This window comes from Acinetobacter sp. GG23 (assembly GCF_057766365.1).
In genome coordinates this window covers 489,137-510,470 of the sequence record NZ_JBYMDJ010000001.1, presented here as the reverse complement: position 1 = coordinate 510,470, position 21,334 = coordinate 489,137, and the positions used below count along the sequence as shown (strand labels likewise).

At 40.7% G+C, this 21,334-nt stretch carries 17 protein-coding genes and 1 pseudogene; 11 read left to right on the top strand and 7 right to left on the bottom strand.

The features are described from left to right. Positions 1-189: 189 nt before the first annotated feature. Entirely contained in the window at positions 190-813 is a 624-nt protein-coding gene (locus tag AC3CAU_RS02450) for a hypothetical protein (protein WP_424620659.1), read from the top strand. Between the two features lie 84 nt (positions 814-897). On the opposite strand, the gene AC3CAU_RS02445 is transcribed toward AC3CAU_RS02450, so the two are convergent. Further along, positions 898-1,941 carry an NAD(P)H-dependent flavin oxidoreductase gene (locus AC3CAU_RS02445; protein WP_447053264.1) on the bottom strand — a complete coding sequence of 348 codons (1,044 nt, stop codon included), beginning with the start codon at positions 1,939-1,941 and terminating at the stop codon, positions 898-900. Between the two features lie 206 nt (positions 1,942-2,147). Between AC3CAU_RS02445 and AC3CAU_RS02440 the strand changes: the two genes are divergently transcribed. From AC3CAU_RS02440 to AC3CAU_RS02430, 3 genes are read left to right on the top strand one after another with little or no spacing between them, the layout of a single operon-like run. After that, positions 2,148-3,407, top strand: coding sequence for a putative DNA modification/repair radical SAM protein (locus AC3CAU_RS02440; protein ID WP_424620655.1), 1,260 nt, complete (start codon positions 2,148-2,150; stop codon positions 3,405-3,407). Continuing rightward, a complete protein-coding gene (locus AC3CAU_RS02435; RefSeq protein WP_131215669.1) occupies positions 3,407-4,186 on the top strand; it encodes a TIGR03915 family putative DNA repair protein in 780 nt (259 codons plus the stop codon). The genes AC3CAU_RS02440 and AC3CAU_RS02435 overlap by 1 nt, the downstream gene beginning before the upstream one ends. A gap of 53 nt (positions 4,187-4,239) precedes the next feature. After that, complete coding sequence (locus AC3CAU_RS02430) at positions 4,240-4,761, top strand: putative periplasmic lipoprotein (RefSeq protein ID WP_424620653.1); 522 nt, start codon at positions 4,240-4,242, stop codon at positions 4,759-4,761. Positions 4,762-4,830: 69 nt separating this feature from the next. Here the strand turns inward: AC3CAU_RS02430 and AC3CAU_RS02425 are convergent, their stop codons facing one another. From AC3CAU_RS02425 to ahpF, 4 genes and pseudogenes are all read right to left on the bottom strand, one after another. Then, on the bottom strand, positions 4,831-6,042 hold the full coding sequence (locus tag AC3CAU_RS02425; RefSeq protein ID WP_447053263.1) for a YeeE/YedE family protein: 1,212 nt from the start codon (positions 6,040-6,042) through the stop codon (positions 4,831-4,833). 132 nt (positions 6,043-6,174) lie between these two features. Beyond that, a pseudogene (locus AC3CAU_RS02420) lies at positions 6,175-6,553 on the bottom strand (VIT1/CCC1 transporter family protein); the annotation flags it as partial. 166 nt (positions 6,554-6,719) lie between these two features. After that, positions 6,720-7,064 (bottom strand): hypothetical protein, encoded by a 345-nt coding sequence (locus AC3CAU_RS02415; protein WP_131215665.1) that lies wholly within the window; start codon positions 7,062-7,064, stop codon positions 6,720-6,722. A 206-nt stretch (positions 7,065-7,270) separates the two neighbouring features. Beyond that, a complete protein-coding gene (gene ahpF, locus AC3CAU_RS02410) occupies positions 7,271-8,836 on the bottom strand; it encodes an alkyl hydroperoxide reductase subunit F (protein ID WP_447053262.1) in 1,566 nt (521 codons plus the stop codon). 268 nt (positions 8,837-9,104) lie between these two features. Here ahpF and AC3CAU_RS02405 point away from each other — a divergent pair, with 268 nt between their 5' ends. Both AC3CAU_RS02405 and AC3CAU_RS02400 read left to right on the top strand, forming a co-directional pair. Continuing rightward, on the top strand, positions 9,105-9,326 hold the full coding sequence (locus AC3CAU_RS02405; protein ID WP_424621371.1) for a DUF1653 domain-containing protein: 222 nt from the start codon (positions 9,105-9,107) through the stop codon (positions 9,324-9,326). A gap of 63 nt (positions 9,327-9,389) precedes the next feature. Further along, positions 9,390-9,980, top strand: coding sequence for an O-methyltransferase (locus AC3CAU_RS02400; RefSeq protein ID WP_131215916.1), 591 nt, complete (start codon positions 9,390-9,392; stop codon positions 9,978-9,980). A gap of 64 nt (positions 9,981-10,044) precedes the next feature. Here the strand turns inward: AC3CAU_RS02400 and AC3CAU_RS02395 are convergent, their stop codons facing one another. Together AC3CAU_RS02395 and ahpC are read right to left on the bottom strand one after the other, a co-directional pair. Beyond that, the gene (locus AC3CAU_RS02395) at positions 10,045-10,251 is read right to left on the bottom strand and encodes a KTSC domain-containing protein (protein ID WP_131215918.1); all 207 of its coding nucleotides are present in this window, start codon (positions 10,249-10,251) and stop codon (positions 10,045-10,047) included. Between the two features lie 263 nt (positions 10,252-10,514). Then, entirely contained in the window at positions 10,515-11,078 is a 564-nt protein-coding gene (gene ahpC / locus AC3CAU_RS02390; RefSeq protein WP_131215921.1) for an alkyl hydroperoxide reductase subunit C, read from the bottom strand. A 529-nt stretch (positions 11,079-11,607) separates the two neighbouring features. On the opposite strand from ahpC, the gene hrpA reads away from it, so the two are divergent. From hrpA to AC3CAU_RS02365, 5 genes are all read left to right on the top strand, one after another. Next, positions 11,608-15,495, top strand: coding sequence for an ATP-dependent RNA helicase HrpA (gene hrpA, locus AC3CAU_RS02385; RefSeq protein ID WP_447054320.1), 3,888 nt, complete (start codon positions 11,608-11,610; stop codon positions 15,493-15,495). A 28-nt stretch (positions 15,496-15,523) separates the two neighbouring features. Next, positions 15,524-16,633, top strand: a complete 1,110-nt coding sequence (locus tag AC3CAU_RS02380) for a beta-ketoacyl-ACP synthase III (RefSeq protein WP_447053261.1) — start codon at positions 15,524-15,526, stop codon at positions 16,631-16,633. Between the two features lie 11 nt (positions 16,634-16,644). Beyond that, entirely contained in the window at positions 16,645-17,403 is a 759-nt protein-coding gene (locus AC3CAU_RS02375) for a lysophospholipid acyltransferase family protein (RefSeq protein WP_447053260.1), read from the top strand. Between the two features lie 82 nt (positions 17,404-17,485). Continuing rightward, positions 17,486-19,492, top strand: a complete 2,007-nt coding sequence (locus tag AC3CAU_RS02370; RefSeq protein WP_447053259.1) for a hypothetical protein — start codon at positions 17,486-17,488, stop codon at positions 19,490-19,492. Between the two features lie 88 nt (positions 19,493-19,580). Continuing rightward, positions 19,581-21,296: an AAA family ATPase gene (locus tag AC3CAU_RS02365; RefSeq protein ID WP_447053258.1), complete on the top strand. Its 1,716-nt coding sequence runs from the start codon at positions 19,581-19,583 to the stop codon at positions 21,294-21,296. The last annotated feature ends 38 nt before the right edge of the window (positions 21,297-21,334 follow it).

The following is a 21,334-nucleotide window of genomic DNA, read 5'->3' as shown; positions in this document are numbered from 1 at the left end:
TTACATGAAATATCTTCTTATACATAGCACAGCACTTTATTCACTGAAACTGGACAGGACTTGAACATTATTTACCTAAACTTTCTCTATGCTAAAACACTACATAGCAAGATGTAATTCCTATCTTGTCCAAGTAATTTTGTTTAAGCAGTTTTTTCAAATAACAAATAAGATCGAGGGAGAGGAAGAATGACCAATACCAATCGACCAGTTTCAGATATTAGTCCTGCAGCTTCAACAGAACGGTCTTCAGAACGCAGTGATTCACTCAATAATGATTTAATAAAATCGAGTCCATCTACCGATGCGAGTGCGCGTCCTGACTTGAATTCACCAGCGACTGAAAGCCATCGCGTACCAGATATGGCAGAAGCGGGTGATCATTTGGCTGCAACCAGTGCAGGTACTGTAGGTGGCGCAGCTCTCGGGGCGACACTAGGTATGGTCGGTGGCCCCCCAGGTGCAGTGGTTGGCGGTCTTGTTGGAGGTATTGTTGGTGGACTTGCTGGTAATGACATCGCACAAAAGGCTAATCCTGAAGAGGAAGATACTTACTGGCGTGAGCAACATAAAGACAGACCTTATTTTCATGAAACACGTACCATACATCACGATTTAGATTATGATCGGGATTATCGTGGCGCATATGAGGTCGGATATAAAAATCGTCCTCTATTTGATAGCGATACCCATTTTGAACAGGTAGAGCCAGAGTTACAAAGTCAATGGGAAGGTAGTAAAGGTCAATCCCGTCTGAATTGGGAACAGGCAAAATTTGCCGCTAAGGATGCATGGCTACGTGCTCATCGCTAATCTTTTGCTCATACCTTGCTAAATTAAAAACCTCTCTTTTTGAGAGGTTTTTTTATGACTTTTTAATAAGTTTAGGGTAGAGGTCTAGTGTTGGATCATCTCTAAAACCAGCTGATTAATTAAATCGGCAGCTTCAATTTCTCGAATTTGTGCCACATTGGTTCCTGCCCAAAATGCACCAAAACCATATTCGCCTTGTGCTGTTGCTGCGGCATTCAGTTGTTTACCTAGATCATAGCAGTAGGGATAGGTCGCAACAGCAGGTCGTTCAGGACGATCTACTTGAGTATGCCAGTGATTAATTAAACCACGGGCAGGACGACCTGAAATACTTGCGCTGATTTGGGTGATCGGTTTACTAAACAGGGCTTTTCGATATGTAGCATTCGCATTGGAACTTTTACATTGTACAAAGGCTGTGCCTAGCTGAACGGCTGCTGCACCTAATTTCATTAATAACTGGGCTTGTTGTCCATTCATAATGCCACCCGCTGCGACAATAGGCAGGCTACAGTATTGTTTAAGTAGTTGAACCAAATCTGGTGTTTTAACCGCACTGTCAAATGTATCGTTGAAGATACCGCGATGTCCACCTGCCTCAATGCCTTGAGCAATAATGATATCAATACCTGCAGCTTCAATTTTCAAGGCTTCAGCCAGATTGGTGGCAGAAACCATAGTGATAATACCGGCAGCTTTTAAAGCCTGAATCTGATGAGGATGTGGAATACCAAAATGAAAACTGACCGCTTTAGGCTTGGTTTCCAAAACCAGGTTTAAATAGTCGTCATTATCTAAAAAGCTGGGATAAATACATTTTAATTCTGTTGGGGGAGCAGCATGATACTTTTCAAATTGAGGCGCTAAATATTCAACCCATTGCTGTGCAATCTCGTGGTCTAATTCTAAACTTTGATGGCAGAAAAAATTTACCTGAAAAGGTTGATGGGTCAATGCTTGAGTTTCTAAAATTTGTTGACGTGCGGCTTCAACAGAACTTGCCCCCAAACCGAGTGAACCCAAAGCTCCCTGATTAGAGACTTCTGCAGCCAATTTTGGGGTAGAAACACCCGCCATCGGGGCAAGGAAAATAGGATGTTTAATCTCGAGTTGTTGTAATAAAGTCATATTCGGTTCCTCCTCATCCGTATTACTTTGCCCAAGCCCTGAAAATTAAGCAAATAATATTCGTTATTTCCTGGTGAAATAAACAAGGATTCTTAGTTCCTGAATTAAAAATAAAACGTCATCCCTTGTCGCATCCAAGATCAGTGAACAACTCGTTATAAAATTTAAATTTATAATGTGTTTTTATCGTCAAATGTTGCCTGCTCATGTCTGAACGTATCCGTGAAAAACTGCAAATTTTAGCCGATGCTGCCAAGTATGATGTGTCGTGTTCTTCAAGTGGCAGTAATCGTAAAAACAAAGATAAAGGTTTGGGTAATACCGGTTCCGGAATTTGTCATAGCTATACCGAAGATGGTCGTTGTGTATCCTTACTAAAAATTTTATTTTCCAATGTCTGTATTTTTGACTGCTCTTATTGTGTATCGCGGCGCTCTAACGATGTAAAACGAGCCGCATTTACCGTACAGGAAGTGGTCGATTTGACCATGAATTTTTATCGCCGCAATTATATTGAAGGCTTGTTTTTAAGTTCCGGTATTTTTAAATCAGCAGATTACACTATGGAACGTATGCTGCAGGTGGTGAAAAAATTACGCCTGGAAGAGAATTTTAACGGTTATATCCACTTAAAAACCATTCCCGGCGCATCACAGGAAATCATTACCGAAGCGGGTCTGTATGTAGACCGGATGAGTATTAATCTTGAGATGCCGACTGAAGCAGGCTTGCAAAAGTTTGCTCCCGAGAAAAACCATGCAGAAGTACAAAAAGATTTAGCTATTGTGCGCGACCGTTTAATTCAATTGAAAGATGAACGCAAGCTTATACGCTCCGTTCCCAAGTTTGTTCCAGCAGGGCAAACTACACAAATGGTTGTGGGAGCATATAGTGAAACGGATCAGGATATTATTTTAATGGCAGATCGTCATTACAAGGAATTTAATCTGAAACGTGTGTATTACTCCGGTTATATCCCGATTAATGAACAGGAAAAATCTTTGCCGGCGATTGGTTCTGCACCGCCTTTACTCAGAGAAAACCGTTTATACCAAAGTGACTGGTTAATGCGTTTTTATGGTTTTGATGCGACAGAACTGGTCGATGAAAAGCATCCGAATCTGGATTTAGATGTTGATCCCAAGCTGAGTTGGGCCTTGCGTCATCCGGAGCAATTCCCGGTCGATTTGAACAGCGCGGATTATCGAATGATTTTACGTGTACCGGGTATTGGAGTGCGTTCTGCTAAAAAAGTTGTACAGGCGCGTCGCTTTGGTAAAATTCATATTGATCAACTCAAACGTATTGGGGTGGCATATAACCGGGCGCAACATTTTATTCGTTGTGCAGATACCCCTAAATTTATTAAAGAACAATTACCGAGCCAGATTCGTCATCAGATTTTACAGTCGGGACAGTCAAAATATACTCAACAACTCTCCTCACAATTAGGCTTTGGTTTCTGATGGCGACCTATGGCTTCGATGGCAGTATGACTGGCTTGCTCAGTTGTGTATTTCGCGCATTTCAATTTAAAGATTTTCAAGTCAGGATCACCAGCGACGAGCATGCCCAGAATGGACTATTTAATGATTTTATTCAGGTCGCTTCAAATGATGAGCAGGCGCAGCGTGTCTGGCAAGGATTAAAGAAAAAAATATCGACTCAGAGTCAGCGCAATTTTTACTATACTTTTCTATCCGAAAATCAAACTGCTTATCAGCACTTATTTAATTATTGCCTGTATATCTTTCAGCATAAATATAAGGTCGATGAAAATTATGGACATCCTGATGTTTTGGCCTTATCACAGTGGACCAAACAGGTCGGGCGTGAAAAGCATCGTATGGAAGCCTTTGTGCGTTTTAAGAAATGTCAGGATGGTTTGTTTTTAAGTCTGGTTCGACCAGATTTTAACGTTCTGCCATTGATTGAACGACATTTTAAAGCGCGTTATCAGGATCAGACCTGGCTAATTTATGATGAAAAGCGTAAGTATGGGATTTATTATGATTTGCAGCAGGTGCATCAAGTTGAAATGAATGCCAATCAAGTCGATTCCAAGCTCGCCACTGGTTTTAGTCAATCCTTTACCGTAGAACTGGATGAGCAAGAATGGCTGTATGACCAGCTGTGGAAAGACTATTTTCATAGTGTGAACATCCAAGCACGACAAAATATGAAATTGCATATTCAATATGTACCGAAACGGTATTGGCGCTATATGAATGAAAAGTCAATTTAACTGGATATTTCAGGCATAATGTTGTGTTGTATAATGCGACTACTGGGCAAGTAATGATGAAGCCGTTAATTCTTACGATATTGATTTCAACTATATTACTTTCAGCTTGTTCAAGCTCTGAACAGTATAAAACACAGATTGATCCTCAACAATACAAAGTTCAAGATGCGGCAAGCTTGCAGCAGCGCTTTGAGACTTTAAATCAACAGTTATCTAAGAATTATCAGGCATTTAAAAAAACCAATAATATTGCCTTTTCAGATCAGTCGGTATTGGATGCTAATCAACTCAAGACATTAGATCAGAATGCAGTGAGCCGAACTTCATTAAAACCAGTTAAACAAGCCTATTGTGAAATGATGAATGGATATTTTGCAGAGATGTATCATTTGGGCAATCAAAACCTGAGTTTAATTGGGCAAGTCCAATTACCTAATATGCAAGCTAAAGACTTGGAAAAAAGTTTTGCAAATGCCGACCAGTTTTATGATTTTATTTTAAATCGTTATACCACATATCGTCAGGCTCAGGAAATTATGGGCTATGGTTGTAATTTGAAAGCAGCTTTAAACTAAATCCTAAAAAAATAGAATGTATTAAAAAGCCCATCACTTGATGGGCTTTTTAATTTCAGCATTTTAAAATTAACAACCGGTTAGTTTTTCAGGTTGTGGACGTTCACTGGGAAAGAAAATTGGGCGAAGTTTGACGCCAATGCTGTTACCGATAAAGGCGAAAATCAGCCATAACCAGCCATGTAAACTGCCGGATGCAATACCACTGAAGTAAGCCCCAATGTTACAGCCATAGGCCAAACGTGCCCCATAGCCTAATAGTAAACCGCCAACTACAGCAGCAATCAGTGAGCGTTTTGGAATGTTCAAATTAGGCGCGAATTTACCGGCCAGACTGGCTGCCAATAATGCTCCTAGCATAATGCCGAAGTTCATCATGGAGGTAATATCGAACCATAATGATTCCGACAAAGCTTTGGCATTACCCGGTTGTTGCCAATAGGCCCAAGAAGCCACATCTACACCAATTAAACTTGCAGATTTAGCTGCCCAAACTGCAAGGGCAGAAGTGACACCCCAAGGACGACCGGCTAAAGCTAAGGTAGCAAAGTTGAGCAAGGTTAAAATAATCCCACCCCAGACCAACGGCCATGGACCACGTAGGAAACGTTTGAAACCTTGAGTTTCAGTAATCGGTTCGACTTCAAGTGAACCATGACGTTTTTTCTCAAAATACATGGTGGCAAATGCAATCACAGCAAACAGGATAAAACTGACGATTAGCGCAGGAATAACGCCCAAGCTTGAAACTATAGAAATGGGTTCAAGGTGAGGCAGGTTAAACCACCAATCCAAATGTGTCGTTGCAATTAAAGACCCGAGGCAGAAGAAAATCAGCGTTACGATCATGCGGGCACTACCGCCACCCACCGTATACAGCGTACCGGAAGCACAGCCACCACCCAATTGCATGCCTATACCAAAGATAAATGCACCAATCATTACGGACATGGAAACCGGGCTGATATTACCTTTAACCGGATTGCCAAACAGTTCACCTGCGCCCAAGGCCGGGAAAAACAGCAATACCGCAAGACCTAACATGATCATTTGGGCACGCAAGCCGCGACCACGACGTTCTTTAATAAAAACACGCCAGCTAGAAGTAAAACCAAAGGATGCATGATATAGCGTCATGCCCAAAGCCCCACCAACGAGGAACAACAAGGCTTGATTCAGCCCGACTACTTGATAGGCACCGAGTGTACCCACCAGCAATAGAAAAAGAGCAACCCAAATCGATAAATTTGATCGATTGGATTTTGCAGCGATAACAGACATGGGAGAATAAAAACTGACTAAATTAATCAGGATATTTTAATTGATTCTTCACCCTTAATATTATGAAAAAGGATAGATTATGGGATATTTAATTGAGAATAACTGATTTTATATATCAGTAAAACAAATTGATTAAACGGGTTGCCCATTAAAGAGTGAGCCAAAACAGACAGCGAAAACTGTAGCAATAATTCCCCAAATTGTGATAAGCAAACTTCCCTTAACTTTAGATGAATTTGCAAAATGAACGGATAATGTTTCTAATGTAGTCAAGGATAATAATACCCCCAATCATTAGTACTGTAGACACATAATGTTCCGGGCTAATCAAGATTGATAACATCGGGAATAATGCACCGAGTGAAAAAGCTAGGGCAGAGGAACCCGCAGCTTATAAAGGATTTGTAGCTGTATTTGCATGAATGCCGATTTCATCTCGAGCATGGGTCTGCAAAGCGTCTTGTGCTGTTAATTGTCAGGCAGTTTCATAAGCAAGTTCAGGCTTTAAGCCTCATAATATAGATTTAGGTCAGTTCTTTTAGTGATGAGAATATGACATGTCACATGCTCTTAAAAGTATTGGTACTTCAACCCGATAAGAAGTAGAAAGTTAAAAGTAAGATTGTTAAAAAATAAAAAAGCTCCTAAAAAGGAGCTTTTTTATTCACTCAATTAAATTATTGTTGGGCTTTTTCTTTAACGTGAGCAGCACCATCTTCTACAGCACCGGCAGTTGCTGCAGTCGCATCTTTTGCAGCTTCTTTGGCATTTTCTGCAGCATTTTCGGCACGGTTAGCAGCAGTATTTGCGGCTTCTGCAGTGGCATCAGCTGCATTATCCATCGCTGTTGCAGTATCATTCGCTGCTTCAGAGGCCGTATTAGAAATATCATGCCCTGCTTGATTAGCAGCACCTTCTAAATGTTCACCAGTCGTTGCACCTGTTTCAGGTGCCTTGTCTTTGTTACAACCAACTAAAGCAACAGTAGCAGCAAGACCTAAAGCAACAAGTAATTTATTCATTTTCATCTGTCCTTCTAATTGTTTTACCCATAAGAAAAGATGGGATAAAGCGAATATAATCGAAAAATCTTTTAAATAACGCTCGAAAATTGTTAATTAAATGTAACGTTTGGTGAAAAAAAATGAGTGAAAAAAAAGGCTTATATTTATGAATAGATATAAGCCCATGTTCATTTTATACAGATTTAATCATTGGGATTAAGCCATTATTGTCCTGAACGGATAATGTAATCAAAAGCAGACAGGGATGCTTTGGCGCCTTCACCCGTTGCAATGATGATCTGCTTGTACGGTACTGTAGTACAGTCACCGGCAGCAAAGACACCCTTCACGTTGGTTTCGTTACGATCGTTAATCATGATCTCGCCACGATTGCTCAGCTCAACTTTTGACGCTTTCAGGAAATCCGTATTCGGCAACAAACCGATCTGCACAAAGATCCCGGCCAACTCTACCGTGTGTTCAACATCGGTGGCACGGTCTTTGTATTTCAGTGCAGTCACCTGTGAACCGTCACCGACCACTTCAGTCGACAAGGCATTCTTGATCACGGTGGTATTTGGCAAGCTGTTGAGCTTGTCCTGCAATACCTGATCGGCACGCAGTTTGGTATCGAACTCAACCAGTGTTACATGCTCGACAATCCCGGCCAGGTCAATCGCCGCTTCCACACCCGAGTTGCCCCCACCAATCACCGCAACACGTTTGCCTTTGAATAATGGACCGTCACAGTGCGGACAATACGCTACACCGCGGGTTTTATATTCCTGCTCACCTGGAACATTCATCTCTCTCCAGCGGGCACCGGTCGACAGGATGATGGTTTTCGATTCCAGCTTGGCACCATTTTCCAGCGTCACTTCAACCAGACCGTTGGCGGTTTCATCAGCACCTTTAATAGCTGCTACTTTTTGCAGGTTCATGATGTCGACATCATAAGCACGTACATGCGCTTCCATTTCAGCGGCAAACTTCGGACCTTGGGTTTTCTGTACCGAGGTATAGTTTTCAATGTCCATGGTATCCATCACCTGACCACCAAAACGTTCCGCCACGATCCCGGTCTGGATGCCTTTACGGGCTGCATAGATTGCAGCAGTGTTGCCCGCAGGTCCGCCGCCAATCACCAACACATCAAAGGCGCCTTTGGCATTGAGTTTTTCTGCATCTTTGGCTGATGAACCCGAATCCAGTTTGGCCACGATTTCTTCCAGGGTCATACGACCCTGACCAATATGCTCGCCATTCTGGAACAGCATCGGAACGGCCATGATTTTGCGCTGTTCCACTTCTTCCTGGAAGAAAGCTCCGTCAATCATGGTTGCTGTTGCGCCCGGATTGTAAATCGCAATCAGGTTCAGGGCTTGCACCACGTCCGGACAGTTATGGCAGCTTAAGGAAACAAATACGTCAAAATCATCAGTTAAATTTAAACCCTTGATCTGTGCCAGTACGTCATCCGATACTTTCGGAGCATAACCTGACACTTGCAGCAAAGCTAAAATTAAAGAGGTAAATTCATGTCCCATCGGTAAGCCGGCAAAATTGACCCGTGGCTGTTCACCGACTTTGGCAATCCCGAAGCTTGGTGCACGTGAGTTTGTACCATCAAAACGGGCGGTAACCTGATCAGACAGCGCCGCAACTTCCGTGACCAGTTCTTTAATTTTGTCTGACTTGTCAGAACCGTTCAAAGTAGCCACAATTTCAATCGGGCTTTCCAGACGTTGAAGAAGTGTTTTTAACTGAGCTGAAGTATTTTGGTCTAACATGGCTAACGTCTCCAAGGGAGTAAATGTTTATTTAATAAGGCTATACTAAAACAAATGATGAAATAGGTAAAACGATTCATTTTGATATTTATGATCGGATAAATAGATTTTAGATTCGTTTAGATGGATAAGTATTCGATGTTAAGGATGGGGGTTAATTAGAATATTCACATATTTATTTGGTATTTAAAGGAAAGAATTAAATTTGTGTCAGATCAATAGGAATTTTGATTATGATAAGGATGATTTTTTTAATAGGTAAGGGTAGATGAAGCTTAAATCTGGAATTTATCAACATTATAAAGGCAATTTATATCAGGTTTTTCATGTGGTAACGCATAGTGAAACACATGAAAAGCTTGTAGTCTATCAATGCTTATATGACGATTATTCTATGTGGGTGCGTCCTTTAGAGATGTTTCAGGAAACAGTCACTCTCGCTAACGGTGAAGTGTTGCCCAGATTTAAATTGATTCAAGAAACTGCTTAGATATAGATTTTTGTCATAGATCAGTTAGACTCAAAATAACTGTAATGGATAGGGACATCTGATATGAGCATGGATTTGGCTTTTCAAACACGGATGCATGAGTTGTATCAAGGTTTTATCAAATTTGATGCCTTACAACATGACCGTATTCAGCGTTATAGAAATATTGAACCTGATTCTGCATTATTTTTAGCGATGCAGATTCGTATCCAGCAATCGAAATCAATTCTAGAAATCGGAACCTCTACAGGTTATTCGACTTTATGGTTGGCAAATGCAGCGCAAACTACACAAGGTCATGTAACCACACTTGAAATAGATCTATCACGCACTGCTCAGGCGCAACAATATGCGCAAGAATTAGCCTTGGATCAGGTAATTGATTTTTGGGTAGGAGATGCGCAAAAGTTTCTTGAAAAATGTACCCATCAATATGATTTCATTCTGTTAGATGCTGAGCGCGATGCGTATGTCGATTACTGGGCTTATCTGCAAAATATGATTCATCCGCAAGGCGGCGTTCTAATTGTCGACAATGTTATCTCTCATGCAGCAGAAGTGAAAACTTTTATCGAACTGGTTAAAAATGATGGACGTTTCCTCACCCTGACCCTATCAAAAGGAGCGGGTTTGTTTATAATTTGCTATAAATAAAATAATAATACAAAACTGGTTAAATCATAAATCAGGGAAATTGCCCTGATTTATCGTATTTGATTTATTGAATTGAAATACGGGTAAAATGCACATCGTATTCCAAGTATTTATGTACAAAAGCGGTTTTATCATTACAGCGCAGTAAATTATTATAAATGAATTCCGGCACAGGATGATAAAGCTCTCCAGATCCATTGCTATAAAAAATTTTTAAATAGCGTGAAGATGCATTGTATTTATAAGAAGTGACGACAAGCATTGTTCCCATAAGCGCCCCTCATTTTGTAGGGATATAAAGTAGCACGCATTGACTACATCCTTTGAAACTATGATAAAAAGAACAAGGCATGTATAGCAGAATTGTAATATTTCTAATCATTGAATACGGTTATATCAATACTCGGGATGCTTGGAATCTATTGTTACGCAATTTTAATTGAGCTGTAGAATTGAATACTGAATGTTTCATATAATCCATAAAAAACCACGCTAAAAAGCGTGGTTTTTTGAATCAGTTTAATCTAATAAAAATTAGATTTTACCTACTAGGTCGATTGAAGGAGCTAAAGTAGCATCGCCTTCTTTCCATTTAGCTGGGCAAACTTCGCCTGGGTGAGCGTGAACGTATTGAGCTGCTTTAACTTTACGAAGAAGTTCTGAAGCATCACGGCCAACACCACCAGCATTGATTTCAACGATTTGGATTTTACCTTCTGGATCGATAACGAAAGTACCACGATCTGCAAGGCCGTCAGCTTCGATTAATACGTCGAAGTTTTTAGCAAGTGTCCAGTTCGCATCACCTACCATTACATATTGGATTTTTTTGATTTCTTCTGAAGAATCATGCCAAGCTTTGTGAGTAAAGTGAGTGTCAGTAGAAACTGAATAGATTTCAACACCTAATTTTTGGAATTCAGCATAGTTGTCTGCAAGGTCGCCAAGTTCAGTTGGGCAAACAAAAGTGAAGTCAGCTGGGTAGAAGAATACTACAGACCATTTGCCTTTAAGATCAGCTTCAGTTACTTCAATAAATTGACCATTTTGGAATGCAGTTGCTTTAAATGGTTTAACTTCTGTATTAATTAAGCTCATCATTGTCTCCATGATTGAGGTTTATATTTGATATCCAAAAGAATAGCGAATTTTTTGTTATTGATGAAACAGTATTTTTATATAATTGAAATCGGAAAAACCGAATTAACAAAGATAAGGCTCACTATTTCACCAAATCTGATTTATCCATCTATTCAGTCCTATAAACATGAGGACTAAATGACAAAAGATCAGTTTTTCAGCTTGCCTAAGAAGATGAAGGTGCAAGGACTAAAATTCAAGGGCAAATTTTTTTTAATTCAACTTATTTTTCTGGAATAAATTATTGGCGTGCTAAGTTATCATCATAAAATGAAGTATTTGAATATCTTTAAAGAATATAAACAGTCGATTTAGCTTTACTTGTAATCTATTTTCCATAGTTTTGAATATTCTTTACATCAAACATTATGAATAAACATTTGCTTGTCTTTCTCTCGAGAGCGTTACAGCGTAAAATATTCAGTTCAATTTTTCGTTTTGGGATAGATTATCTGTGTTAAGTCATTTAAATGTAGATCAATGGGTCATGGCACGTGACCGTCATCGTTTAAATCGGCTACGCAAAGGTAAAGATGCCAGTGAGGCGCAATATCAAGAATTATTAGAAAAATCGAATCATAAAGTTCGTGAGCGCCTGTCCCGTGTACCGAACATCAAACTGAATCAAGACCTGCCGGTTACCCAATATAAAGACAAGTTGATTAAAGCAATTCAACAGCATCAAGTGATTATTGTGGCAGGTGAAACTGGTTCGGGTAAAACTACCCAGTTACCGCAAATTGCCATGCTTGCCGGGCGTGGTTTAACCGGCATGATAGGGCATACCCAACCTCGTCGACTGGCTGCGCGTAGCGTGTCGCAGCGTATTGCTGAAGAAGTCAGTGAAAAACTGGGTGAATCAATCGGGTTTAAAATTCGTTTTAATGAACAGGGTTCACAAGACTCCATTGTCCGTTTAATGACCGATGGTATTTTGCTGGCTGAATTGTCCAATGACCGATTCCTCACCAAATACGACACGATTATTATTGATGAAGCGCATGAACGTTCACTCAATATCGACTTTATCATGGGTTATCTCAAACAGCTTTTGCCTAAGCGTCGTGATTTAAAAGTCATCATTACTTCAGCAACCCTAGATGTGAACCGCTTTAGCAGTTATTTTTTTGATGCCCCGGTTTTTGAAGTTGAAGGACGTAGTTTCCCGGTAGAGCTGCGTTATCGTCCGATTTCAGAAATGACGATTGGCGGCAGTGATGACGATGAGTTTGATGACTTTGAAGAGAACCTGCCACGTGCAGTGGTTCAGGCGGTCAACGAGTGTTTTCAGGATGCTCAGGATAAAGGTCATCCCGAACATGCCGATATCCTGATTTTTGCCAGTACCGAACAGGAAATTCGCGAACTGCAAGAAACTTTGCAAAAGCATGGTCCGCGTCATACCGAAATTTTACCTTTATATGCACGCTTGGCTTTAGCTGAACAGCAAAGGATTTTTAATCCGGGCGGCAGTGGGCGACGCATTATCATTGCCACCAACGTGGCCGAAACTGCCTTAACGGTTCCCAATATCCGCTATGTGATTGATAGCGGTTTTGCCCGTATTTCACGCTACAGTTATCGTTCTCGTGTACAGCGTTTACCGATTGAAGCTGTGTCGCAAGCGGCAGCGAATCAGCGTAAAGGGCGTTGTGGCCGTATTGCGCCGGGTGTGTGCATTCGACTGTATTCTGAAGAAGATTTTCTCAGCCGTCCTGAATTTACCGAACCTGAAATCAAGCGTACCAATTTAGCCTCTGTGATTTTACAGATGCAGAGTCTGAATCTGGGCGAGCTGGAAAGTTTCGATTTTATTGAGCCGCCAGATCATCGCTTGGTGAATGATGGCCGCAAGCTGCTGATTGAGCTTGGGGCAATGCATGAGAAAAACTCTCCTAAAGCTGAGGAAGAAAAATTATCCTCAAAATCTAGTACTTCTAAAAAATTGGGAACACAAGGCGGATTAACCAAAATCGGTCAGCAAATGGCGAAGATGCCGATTGACCCGCGTTTGGCCCGCATGATTTTGGGTGGCGCGCATTTTGGTGTGCTGAATGAAGTGCTGATTATTGTGGCTGCGCTGGCAGTACAAGACCCACGTGAACGTCCGGCCGATAAACAGACCCAAGCCGACCAGAAACATGCCTTATTCAAGGAGGCTGATTCTGACTTCCTGTTCTACATCAAGTTATGGGAAACCTTGCAAAATAATCGTGCGTCTATGAACGAAAATAAACGTCGTAATTTTGCACGTCAGCACTTTTTAAGCTGGTTGCGTTTGCGTGAGTGGAAAAAAACTCATGAACAATTGACTGAATTGGCTCAAGGGTTAAAGCTTTCCTTTAATGATAAAAAAGCCAGTTATGAAAATCTGCACCGTGCTTTGTTGACCGGTTTGCTTTCGTTTATTGCTAACAAAACCGATGAACGTAATGTGTTTATGGCAGTGCGCCAACAAAAAGCCCGTATTTTTCCCGCTTCGACCTTGCATAAGAGCAATACGCCTTGGGTCATGGCCTTTGAGATGGTAGAAACCTCTCAGGTGTATTTGCGTACGCTCGCCAAAATTGAACCTGAATGGATTCTGCTTGCAGCGCCCGATTTGCTCAAGCATCACTATTTTGAGCCACACTGGTCGAAAAAAGCCGGCATCGTCAATTGTTATGACCAGATTTCATTGTTTGGTTTGATTATTGAGCCTAAACGTTTGATGGATTATGAAAAAGTCGATCAGCCGGCAGCGCACGAAATTTTTCTGCGAGATGCCTTAACTACGGGGCATTTAGGTATTACACCACCATTCTTGAAGCATAACTTGCTTAAGCTTGAAGAAGTCGAACGGGTGGAAGATAAACTGCGTCGTCGGGATCTGGTGGTGGACGAAGAAACCATCTATCAGTTCTATGCGTCCAAAGTCCCTGAAGAGGTCGCCAGCCGTCGAACCTTTGAAGACTGGCGTGCCACGGTTGAACCGCAAAATCCACGCTATTTATTTGTCGATAATGATGCGTTGTGGATGAATGATCGTCCCACCACGCAGCAATTTCCTGACTATCTGCACAACGGTTCTTTACGTCTGGCTGCGAGCTATCGCTTTGACCCGAGCCATGATGAAGATGGTGCAACGGTTAAAATTCCGGTACAGGCCTTGCCGCAGGTGGATGAAAATATCTGGTCATGGGGGATTCCGGGCTGGCGTCAGGATTTGATTGAAGCATTGTTAAAATCACTGCCTAAAGATAAGCGTCGTAACCTGGTTCCGATTCCGGATACTGCGCGTAAGCTAATGAGCGGGATAGATGCGGTACATTTACGTGAGCACATTTTCAATTATTTGGCTTTTCAGTTACGTGGTGAACAAATCACCGCAAAAGATTTCTCCTTTGATCGGGTTGATCAGTATTTGATGCCGTTCATTAAAGTCATTGACGAAAAAGGCCGGGTGCTTGAAAAAGGCCGCGATCTGGCTGAACTTAAAGCACGTTGTCGTACCGAAACGCATAGTCCAGTGAAGCAACTTAAAGGTGAGTTTAAAACCTTCCCGGACAATTTTACTTTTGAAGCATCGCAAAAAGTGACAGGGGTGATTGTTAAGCAATATCAAGCCTTGGTTCCGACCAAAGCATTTGCAGAACTGGATGCAAAAGATGAATCTGGTGTGGTCATTCAAACCTTTAATGATCAGGCTGAAGCTATTCGCCAGCATCGTGAAGGGGTGATTCGCCTGGTTTACATGCAGTTGGGTGATTTGGTTCGTCAACTGAAAAAACAGATTTCAAAACCACTGGCTTTGGCCTATTCACCACTCGGTGACAAAGCTCAATTAGAACAAATGTTAGTGTATGCGACACTTCAGATGACAATAAGTGAACTTCCTGTCAATGCTGAAGAGTTTCAAAACTTGCTTTTAAATGTAAAAAAATCTTTCCTAACGAATGGACAAGAGGCATTATTAGTACTAAGTGATATTTATATCCAGTGGCAGGATATTCGTCGGAAATTGTTGGTTTTAGACGATTCTCTTTTTGGGAAAAATATCGATGACATTGAAGATCAGCTTGATTTAATGAATCTTTCCAACTGTGTGTATGTGAAATCTGCGGACATCTGGCAGGAATTTCCCCGTTATTTGAAGGCATTAGTTTTGCGTTTGGAGCGCTTGCCCAATAACTTACAAAGGGACAATTCTGCCATCGATCAAGTTGATCCATGGATGGAAAGATTATTTAAGTTTAAAAATGATGCTCGCCTGAAAGAACTGTACTTCATGATTGAAGAATTTCGCATTTCTTTGTTCTCCCAGCCAATGAAAACAAAGATGCCGATTTCTCCAACCCGATTGCAAAAAGTATGGAATCAATTAGGCATCAGTTAACATAGCGGGATATTAGCAGGAGTTTTACATGGGCATTCGTATTACAGGTACTGGCCTTTATCACCCAGAAGAAGCTATTAGTAATGAAGAATTGGTTGCAAGTTTAAATGCTTATGTGGAACAGTTTAACCACGACAATGCTGAAAAAATCGCAGCGGGTGAAATTGAAGAACGTCTTGGTTCAAATGCTGAATTTATTGAAAAAGCATCGGGTGTTAAAAGTCGTTATGTGGCTGAAAAGTCAGGTATCCTAGATCCAAAACGTCTATATCCACGTTTACGTGAACGCAGCAACGATGAACTTTCCATTCAGGCAGAATGGGGCGTTACAGCAGCCAAACAGGCGATGGAAAATGCCGGTGTTACAGCCGAAGATATCGATGTTGTGATTCTTTCATGTTCTAACATTCAGCGTGCTTATCCTGCTGTAGCCATTGAAATTCAAACGGCTTTAGGCATTGAAGGTTATGCCTATGACATGAATGTCGCCTGTTCTGCTGCGACATTTGGACTAAAACAGGCGGCTGATGCCATCAAATGTGGCGCACGCCGTGTACTGCTGGTGAATGTAGAAATTACTTCCGGTCATACTGATTTCCGATCACGTGACTGCCACTTCATTTTTGGTGATGTCGCAACAGCCTCTATTATTGAAGAAACTACCACTAAAACCGGTTTTGAAATTCTAGATACGCATTTATTCACCCAATTTTCAAACAACATTCGCAATAATTTTGGTTACTTGAACCGTAGTGAAGATGCAGTTGTAGATGACAAACTTTTTCAGCAAGATGGTCGTAAAGTCTTTAAAGAAGTTTGTCCACTGGTTGCGAAAATCATTACCAAGCAACTTGAGAACAATCAGATTGCACCGACCAATGTGAAGCGTTTCTGGTTACACCAAGCTAATGCCAGCATGAATGATCTGATCTTGAAATACGTGGTTGGTAAAGATGCTGACCGTGCACTTGTGCCTATTATTCTTGATGAATTTGCCAATACGTCTTCTGCAGGTGTAATTATTGCGTTACACCGTACTGCACATGAAGTAAATGACGGCGAATACGGTGTACTTTGCTCATTCGGTGCAGGTTATTCTGTCGGTTCAATTCTAGTACAAAAACACGTTGTTGCATAAGGAACACTATATTGCAGGTTGAGCATAATGCAAAATGGATCAAATGCCTAAGTGCATTGTCCAAACAGTATTTTACACCCAGCTTCTTCGGTGCTGAACATATTGATGCATCCAAACCTGCAATGTATGTCGGTAATCACACCCTGTATGGAATATTTGATTCACCCATCCTGATTGATTACCTCTATAACAAGCATAAGGTGGCTGTGGTCAGTATTGCTGATCATGGTCATTTTTATTTGCCAGGTTGGCGCACCCTGTTTAAAAAATTTGGTGCGGTCGATGGTAAAAAAGAATATATCCGTGCTGCGATGCAACAGGGTTATTCAATTCTGGTCTTTCCTGGCGGAGGGCGAGAAGTCCTAAAAAGAAAAGGTGAGGCTTATCAGCTGATCTGGAAGCAGCGTTATGGTTTCTTAAAACTGGCGCAAGAGTTTAACTACGAGATTGTTCCATTTGCAGCTTTGGGTGGGGATGAAGTTTTTGAACTCGGTTTTGATGCTAATTTGATTATTGAAAGTCAATGGTTTCAAAAGCTTTTGAAAGTACCTCAACTGGATAAATTACTCCGACATGGCGATGTGATTCCTTCCTTGCCTAAAAATATTATCCCGAAACGATTACCTTTTTATTTTCAATTTATGCCGCGACAAAATTTAATGCATATTAAAGATACTGAACAATTGAAAGATTTTCGCGATCAGATTCAGCAACAAATTTATGCCGGTTTAGAACATTTAAAACAACAACGTGAAGTTAAGAAAGTTTGATTAAACTCTTAAGTCAGCATAGAGAGTAGCTTTACTATATTATTAGGTACATCTCAGGATGGTTGTTTAATTTGAGGCGAGTATGAAACAGGATCGTTTAGTACCGCAGTATCCATTGATTGCGAAACAGTTACTCAGAATTTCTAAAAGTCTAAATGAAATTTTTCAAGATCAGCTCAATATTGTCGGTGATCTGAATGTGCAAAATATGTTTCGTATTGATCAAGAGCGGCATGTCGTAAAAATAGCCAATGGTTTGTTTCAACTCGAATTTCATTCGCCCGCCTCAGATCTGAAAAAAATCTTGCAGTGTGATTTTACTTATTTGGGGCAACATGCAGAATTAGTTGAAGAATTTATTCTGCATGATCTATATTTTTTAACGGGTGATTTAAAGCTCCAACATTCATTATTTTTACGCCAAAAAGCCCAGCAACTTCGGCAACTGTTACTCGATCAGGCTTATTTATGGGTCAATGGAGCAGAACGGGTCAGTGCCTATTTAAAATGTCTGTGTGTAGATGAAGCTGAAATTATCGATCAGCTGATGATGAATGCAAAGATTTATCACTCGAAAGTGCTGACCAATTATGTCATGAAAAAAATGGCTTTGCCTGAAACTGTTGTACAAATGCTGCAACAGGTTTGCTCGATTCAAATTGTATGTGGTGAGGAGTTTTTACCGATCCAGCCCTTGATGGAATGTCTGGATGAATTCTGTTTTAGTGCGCAGCAGTTTTTACCTGCCGCCATGTATCGAATTATGGCATTGTCATTTGAAGAGCGCTTTAATTTAAATGAGTTGATGGAACATCAAGATGATATCCAGCTGTTATATCGTCATGCACAAGAAAAAGCACACTTATTAGGCTTCGTACGGTTAATGCGCCGTGAACTTTGGCAGCGTGATGATTTATTGTCAAAGCATAATTTTCTTTATGCGACCTCTACAGTTTGGCAAAAGAAAGTCGCAAAACAGCCAATATTTGACTATCCTCGTGCGGTGAACTGGTTGTTTAAACAATCGGGTGAGGTGGTGGATTGGCTCAGTCGCCATATTCAACACAGCAGTGTCAGGGTAGCGGTGACAGCTTTAAGTTTTGTGGATACCAGTCAAGTTCATCCGCAGGTCATTTTAGCTACCTTGCAGTATTTTCAGCATTCTTCAGCACGTATGTTCATTTATAGCTGTCACTATTTTGCGATGCAAGAAGCTTGGTTTGAGCATAAAAACAATCTTACTCTAATGCTTAAAGGTCAGAGACAAGCCTTGGATGATCATCGTATTGCAATCAGTCCTTCTATTTTGTACTTGGATGAATGGATGGAGCTCATGCGTAATGTTGTGAGAGGGAACCAGCAAATCGTAAAAAGGGTCTATTTACGTTTAAGTTGGGTAATACAAGCTTATATGTTGTATCTACAGAAAATAACGCACGCCTTACCTGAAGACTTAATGTTATATATCCGCCCTGAGACCCATCAAAATCGTGATTTTTATATAGTATTACAACGCTATAAAATGCAGCCGGATAAGTTTCGGCAAATCTTTTATTTACGTGAGCGACATGTAAAAGTGTCAGTTTTTGATTCCTATGTGCGGGATTATTTGGTTGATTATTTTAGCGACAATAAAATGGTGCTCAAAAGTACCACATGGATGGGGCTGTTTCATCAAGCGATTCATTGGCATGATCACATCCAGAAACAGGAAATTATTGCGCAGTTAAAGAAAAGTTATGTCGAAGTTGTATGGCAACCGCTGATGGTTGAGAAAAAGATTCAGTTCGCAGGTTGGAGTTTTGAAGAGTTGGCAGACTTAGATCGAATTATTGAAGAATCAACATGGTGTCATCACTGCCTAGCTGTCAGCTATGCACAGCGAATTATTGATGGAGAATATGTGGCTTTTCATATGACATCTGAAACAGGTATGCATCATATGACTTTAGGTTGTCACTTACAGGGCGGGCAATTGGTCTATGACCAGTTGGAATATTCACATAATCGAAAAGCTGAATATTTTTTTGTGAATGTCGCTTTACAATTTATCTCCTGGTTAAATACACAGTTAATATCGTTTAAGTGACAGTTACTGTCGTTAAACTTTTTTCTGTGCTTAACTTTTAGGGAAAAAATCGTTAGGCTATAGCCGTTAATTTACGGTTATAGGTCTTATGAAACAAGAAACTGCACTCAAGCTTTTAAAAGCGGGCGAAAATGTCTTTTTAACAGGTTCGGCTGGTGCAGGGAAAACCTATACTCTCAATCAGTACATCAATTATTTAAAAGTCCGTAAAGTACCGGTGGCCATTACTGCATCGACTGGTATTGCTGCAACACATATGAACGGCATGACTATTCATACCTGGGCCGGGATTGGGATCAAGGATTTTTTATCCGATGCCGATCTAAAGAACATGAAAGAGCGTAAATATTTAAAAGAGCATTTAGAAAATGCCCAAGTGCTGATTATTGATGAAATTTCAATGTTGCATGCCAAGCAGTTGAATCTGGTCAATCAAGTTCTCAAATATTTTAAAGAAAGTGATGAAGCCTTTGGTGGCATTCAGGTCATTGTCGCAGGTGACTTCTTTCAGTTGCCGCCAGTGGGTAAAAATGATGAACGTAATCGTGATAAATTCTGCTTTATGTCAGATGCCTGGGTTGAAGCAAAATTTCGGGTCTGTTATTTAACAGAGCAACATCGTCAAGGCAATGATTATTTAAATGACATTTTAAATGCAATTCGTAGTCAAAGCATTACATCTGACCATTTAAAAGCTTTAGAACAAACCCACCAGCAGGATATTGGTGAAACCTATACCCGTTTGTATACCCATAATATGGATGTAGATGCGATCAACTTTAAGCATTTAAATGCCATTGAAGCGGATGAGCGACAGTTTGAAGCGGTATGTGATGGTAATGACAAACTGATTGAAACTTTAAAGTCATCCGTGCGTGCACCTGAAAATCTCACCTTAAAGAAAAATGCCAAAGTGATGTTTGTGAAGAACAACTTTGACATGGGCTATATCAACGGCAGTTTGGGCGAAGTGATTGGCTTTGAAGAAGATGATGATCATGGCATTTTACCTAAAGTAAAACTCACCGATGGCACAGTGCTGATTGTTGCACCTGAAACCTGGTCGGTAGATAACGATGCCGGTAAAACCATTGCCAGTTTTCAGCAAATTCCACTGCGTTTGGCTTGGGCCATTACCATTCATAAGTCTCAGGGCATGACCTTAGAAGCGGCTGAAATCAATCTGGCGCATACTTTTGAGAAAGGTCAGGGCTATGTCGCGATATCACGGTTAAAAGCTTTAAGTGGCTTAAAATTGCTCGGAATTAATGAGCAGGCTCTGGAGCTGGATAGTTTGGCGATTAAAGCTGATCGACGTTTTCAGGAGTTATCCAGTGAAGCAGAAAATCACTTTGAGTCGATTGATTTGGCACCGCAACATAAAGCCTTTATTCGTCATTGTGGCGGAACATTAAATGAAACTGAAATTCAGCGCAATGAAAAGAAAATTGCAAAAAGTGGCGGTAAAACCAATTATGCCACTGCTACCCTAGATGAAACGCGTGAGCTGTTTGTTGAAGGTTATGAAATTCAGAATATTGCGGTTGAACGTGGATTAACCCCGGCTACGATTATTAATCATTTGGCTAAATTGCATAAAGAGCAGGGTCTGGATATTTCTGTGGCTCATCCCGGTGAAGAGGTTGTTGAACAAGTGCGGAAAATTTATAAACGTTTAATGAAACGTCAAAGTCCTGAACATTTTAGTGAAGATGGTGTCATTAAGCTGCGTCCAATTGTGGAGGCAACTACACCGCGTATGGGGTATGATCAGGTACGCTTGGCATTACTTTTTGTTGAATAATTTTCAATGCTTTAATAAGAAAAGGACATCATTTGATG

Excerpts from the sequence above, each read along its gene's own strand:
- hrpA (WP_447054320.1), top strand. The coding sequence starts at position 11,608 with ATGGCACGTGACCGTCATCGTTTAAATCGGCTACGCAAAGGTAAAGAT.
- AC3CAU_RS02445 (WP_447053264.1), bottom strand. The coding sequence starts at position 1,941 with ATGACTTTATTACAACAACTCGAGATTAAACATCCTATTTTCCTTGCC.
- AC3CAU_RS02400 (WP_131215916.1), top strand. The coding sequence starts at position 9,390 with ATGAGCATGGATTTGGCTTTTCAAACACGGATGCATGAGTTGTATCAA.
- AC3CAU_RS02435 (WP_131215669.1), top strand. The coding sequence starts at position 3,407 with ATGGCGACCTATGGCTTCGATGGCAGTATGACTGGCTTGCTCAGTTGT.
- AC3CAU_RS02425 (WP_447053263.1), bottom strand. The coding sequence starts at position 6,042 with ATGTCTGTTATCGCTGCAAAATCCAATCGATCAAATTTATCGATTTGG.
- AC3CAU_RS02430 (WP_424620653.1), top strand. The coding sequence starts at position 4,240 with ATGATGAAGCCGTTAATTCTTACGATATTGATTTCAACTATATTACTT.
- AC3CAU_RS02450 (WP_424620659.1), top strand. The coding sequence starts at position 190 with ATGACCAATACCAATCGACCAGTTTCAGATATTAGTCCTGCAGCTTCA.
- AC3CAU_RS02415 (WP_131215665.1), bottom strand. The coding sequence starts at position 7,064 with ATGAATAAATTACTTGTTGCTTTAGGTCTTGCTGCTACTGTTGCTTTA.
- ahpF (WP_447053262.1), bottom strand. The coding sequence starts at position 8,836 with ATGTTAGACCAAAATACTTCAGCTCAGTTAAAAACACTTCTTCAACGT.
- AC3CAU_RS02405 (WP_424621371.1), top strand. The coding sequence starts at position 9,105 with ATGAAGCTTAAATCTGGAATTTATCAACATTATAAAGGCAATTTATAT.
- AC3CAU_RS02440 (WP_424620655.1), top strand. The coding sequence starts at position 2,148 with ATGTCTGAACGTATCCGTGAAAAACTGCAAATTTTAGCCGATGCTGCC.
- AC3CAU_RS02395 (WP_131215918.1), bottom strand. The coding sequence starts at position 10,251 with ATGGGAACAATGCTTGTCGTCACTTCTTATAAATACAATGCATCTTCA.
- ahpC (WP_131215921.1), bottom strand. The coding sequence starts at position 11,078 with ATGAGCTTAATTAATACAGAAGTTAAACCATTTAAAGCAACTGCATTC.
- AC3CAU_RS02380 (WP_447053261.1), top strand. The coding sequence starts at position 15,524 with ATGGGCATTCGTATTACAGGTACTGGCCTTTATCACCCAGAAGAAGCT.
- AC3CAU_RS02370 (WP_447053259.1), top strand. The coding sequence starts at position 17,486 with ATGAAACAGGATCGTTTAGTACCGCAGTATCCATTGATTGCGAAACAG.
- AC3CAU_RS02365 (WP_447053258.1), top strand. The coding sequence starts at position 19,581 with ATGAAACAAGAAACTGCACTCAAGCTTTTAAAAGCGGGCGAAAATGTC.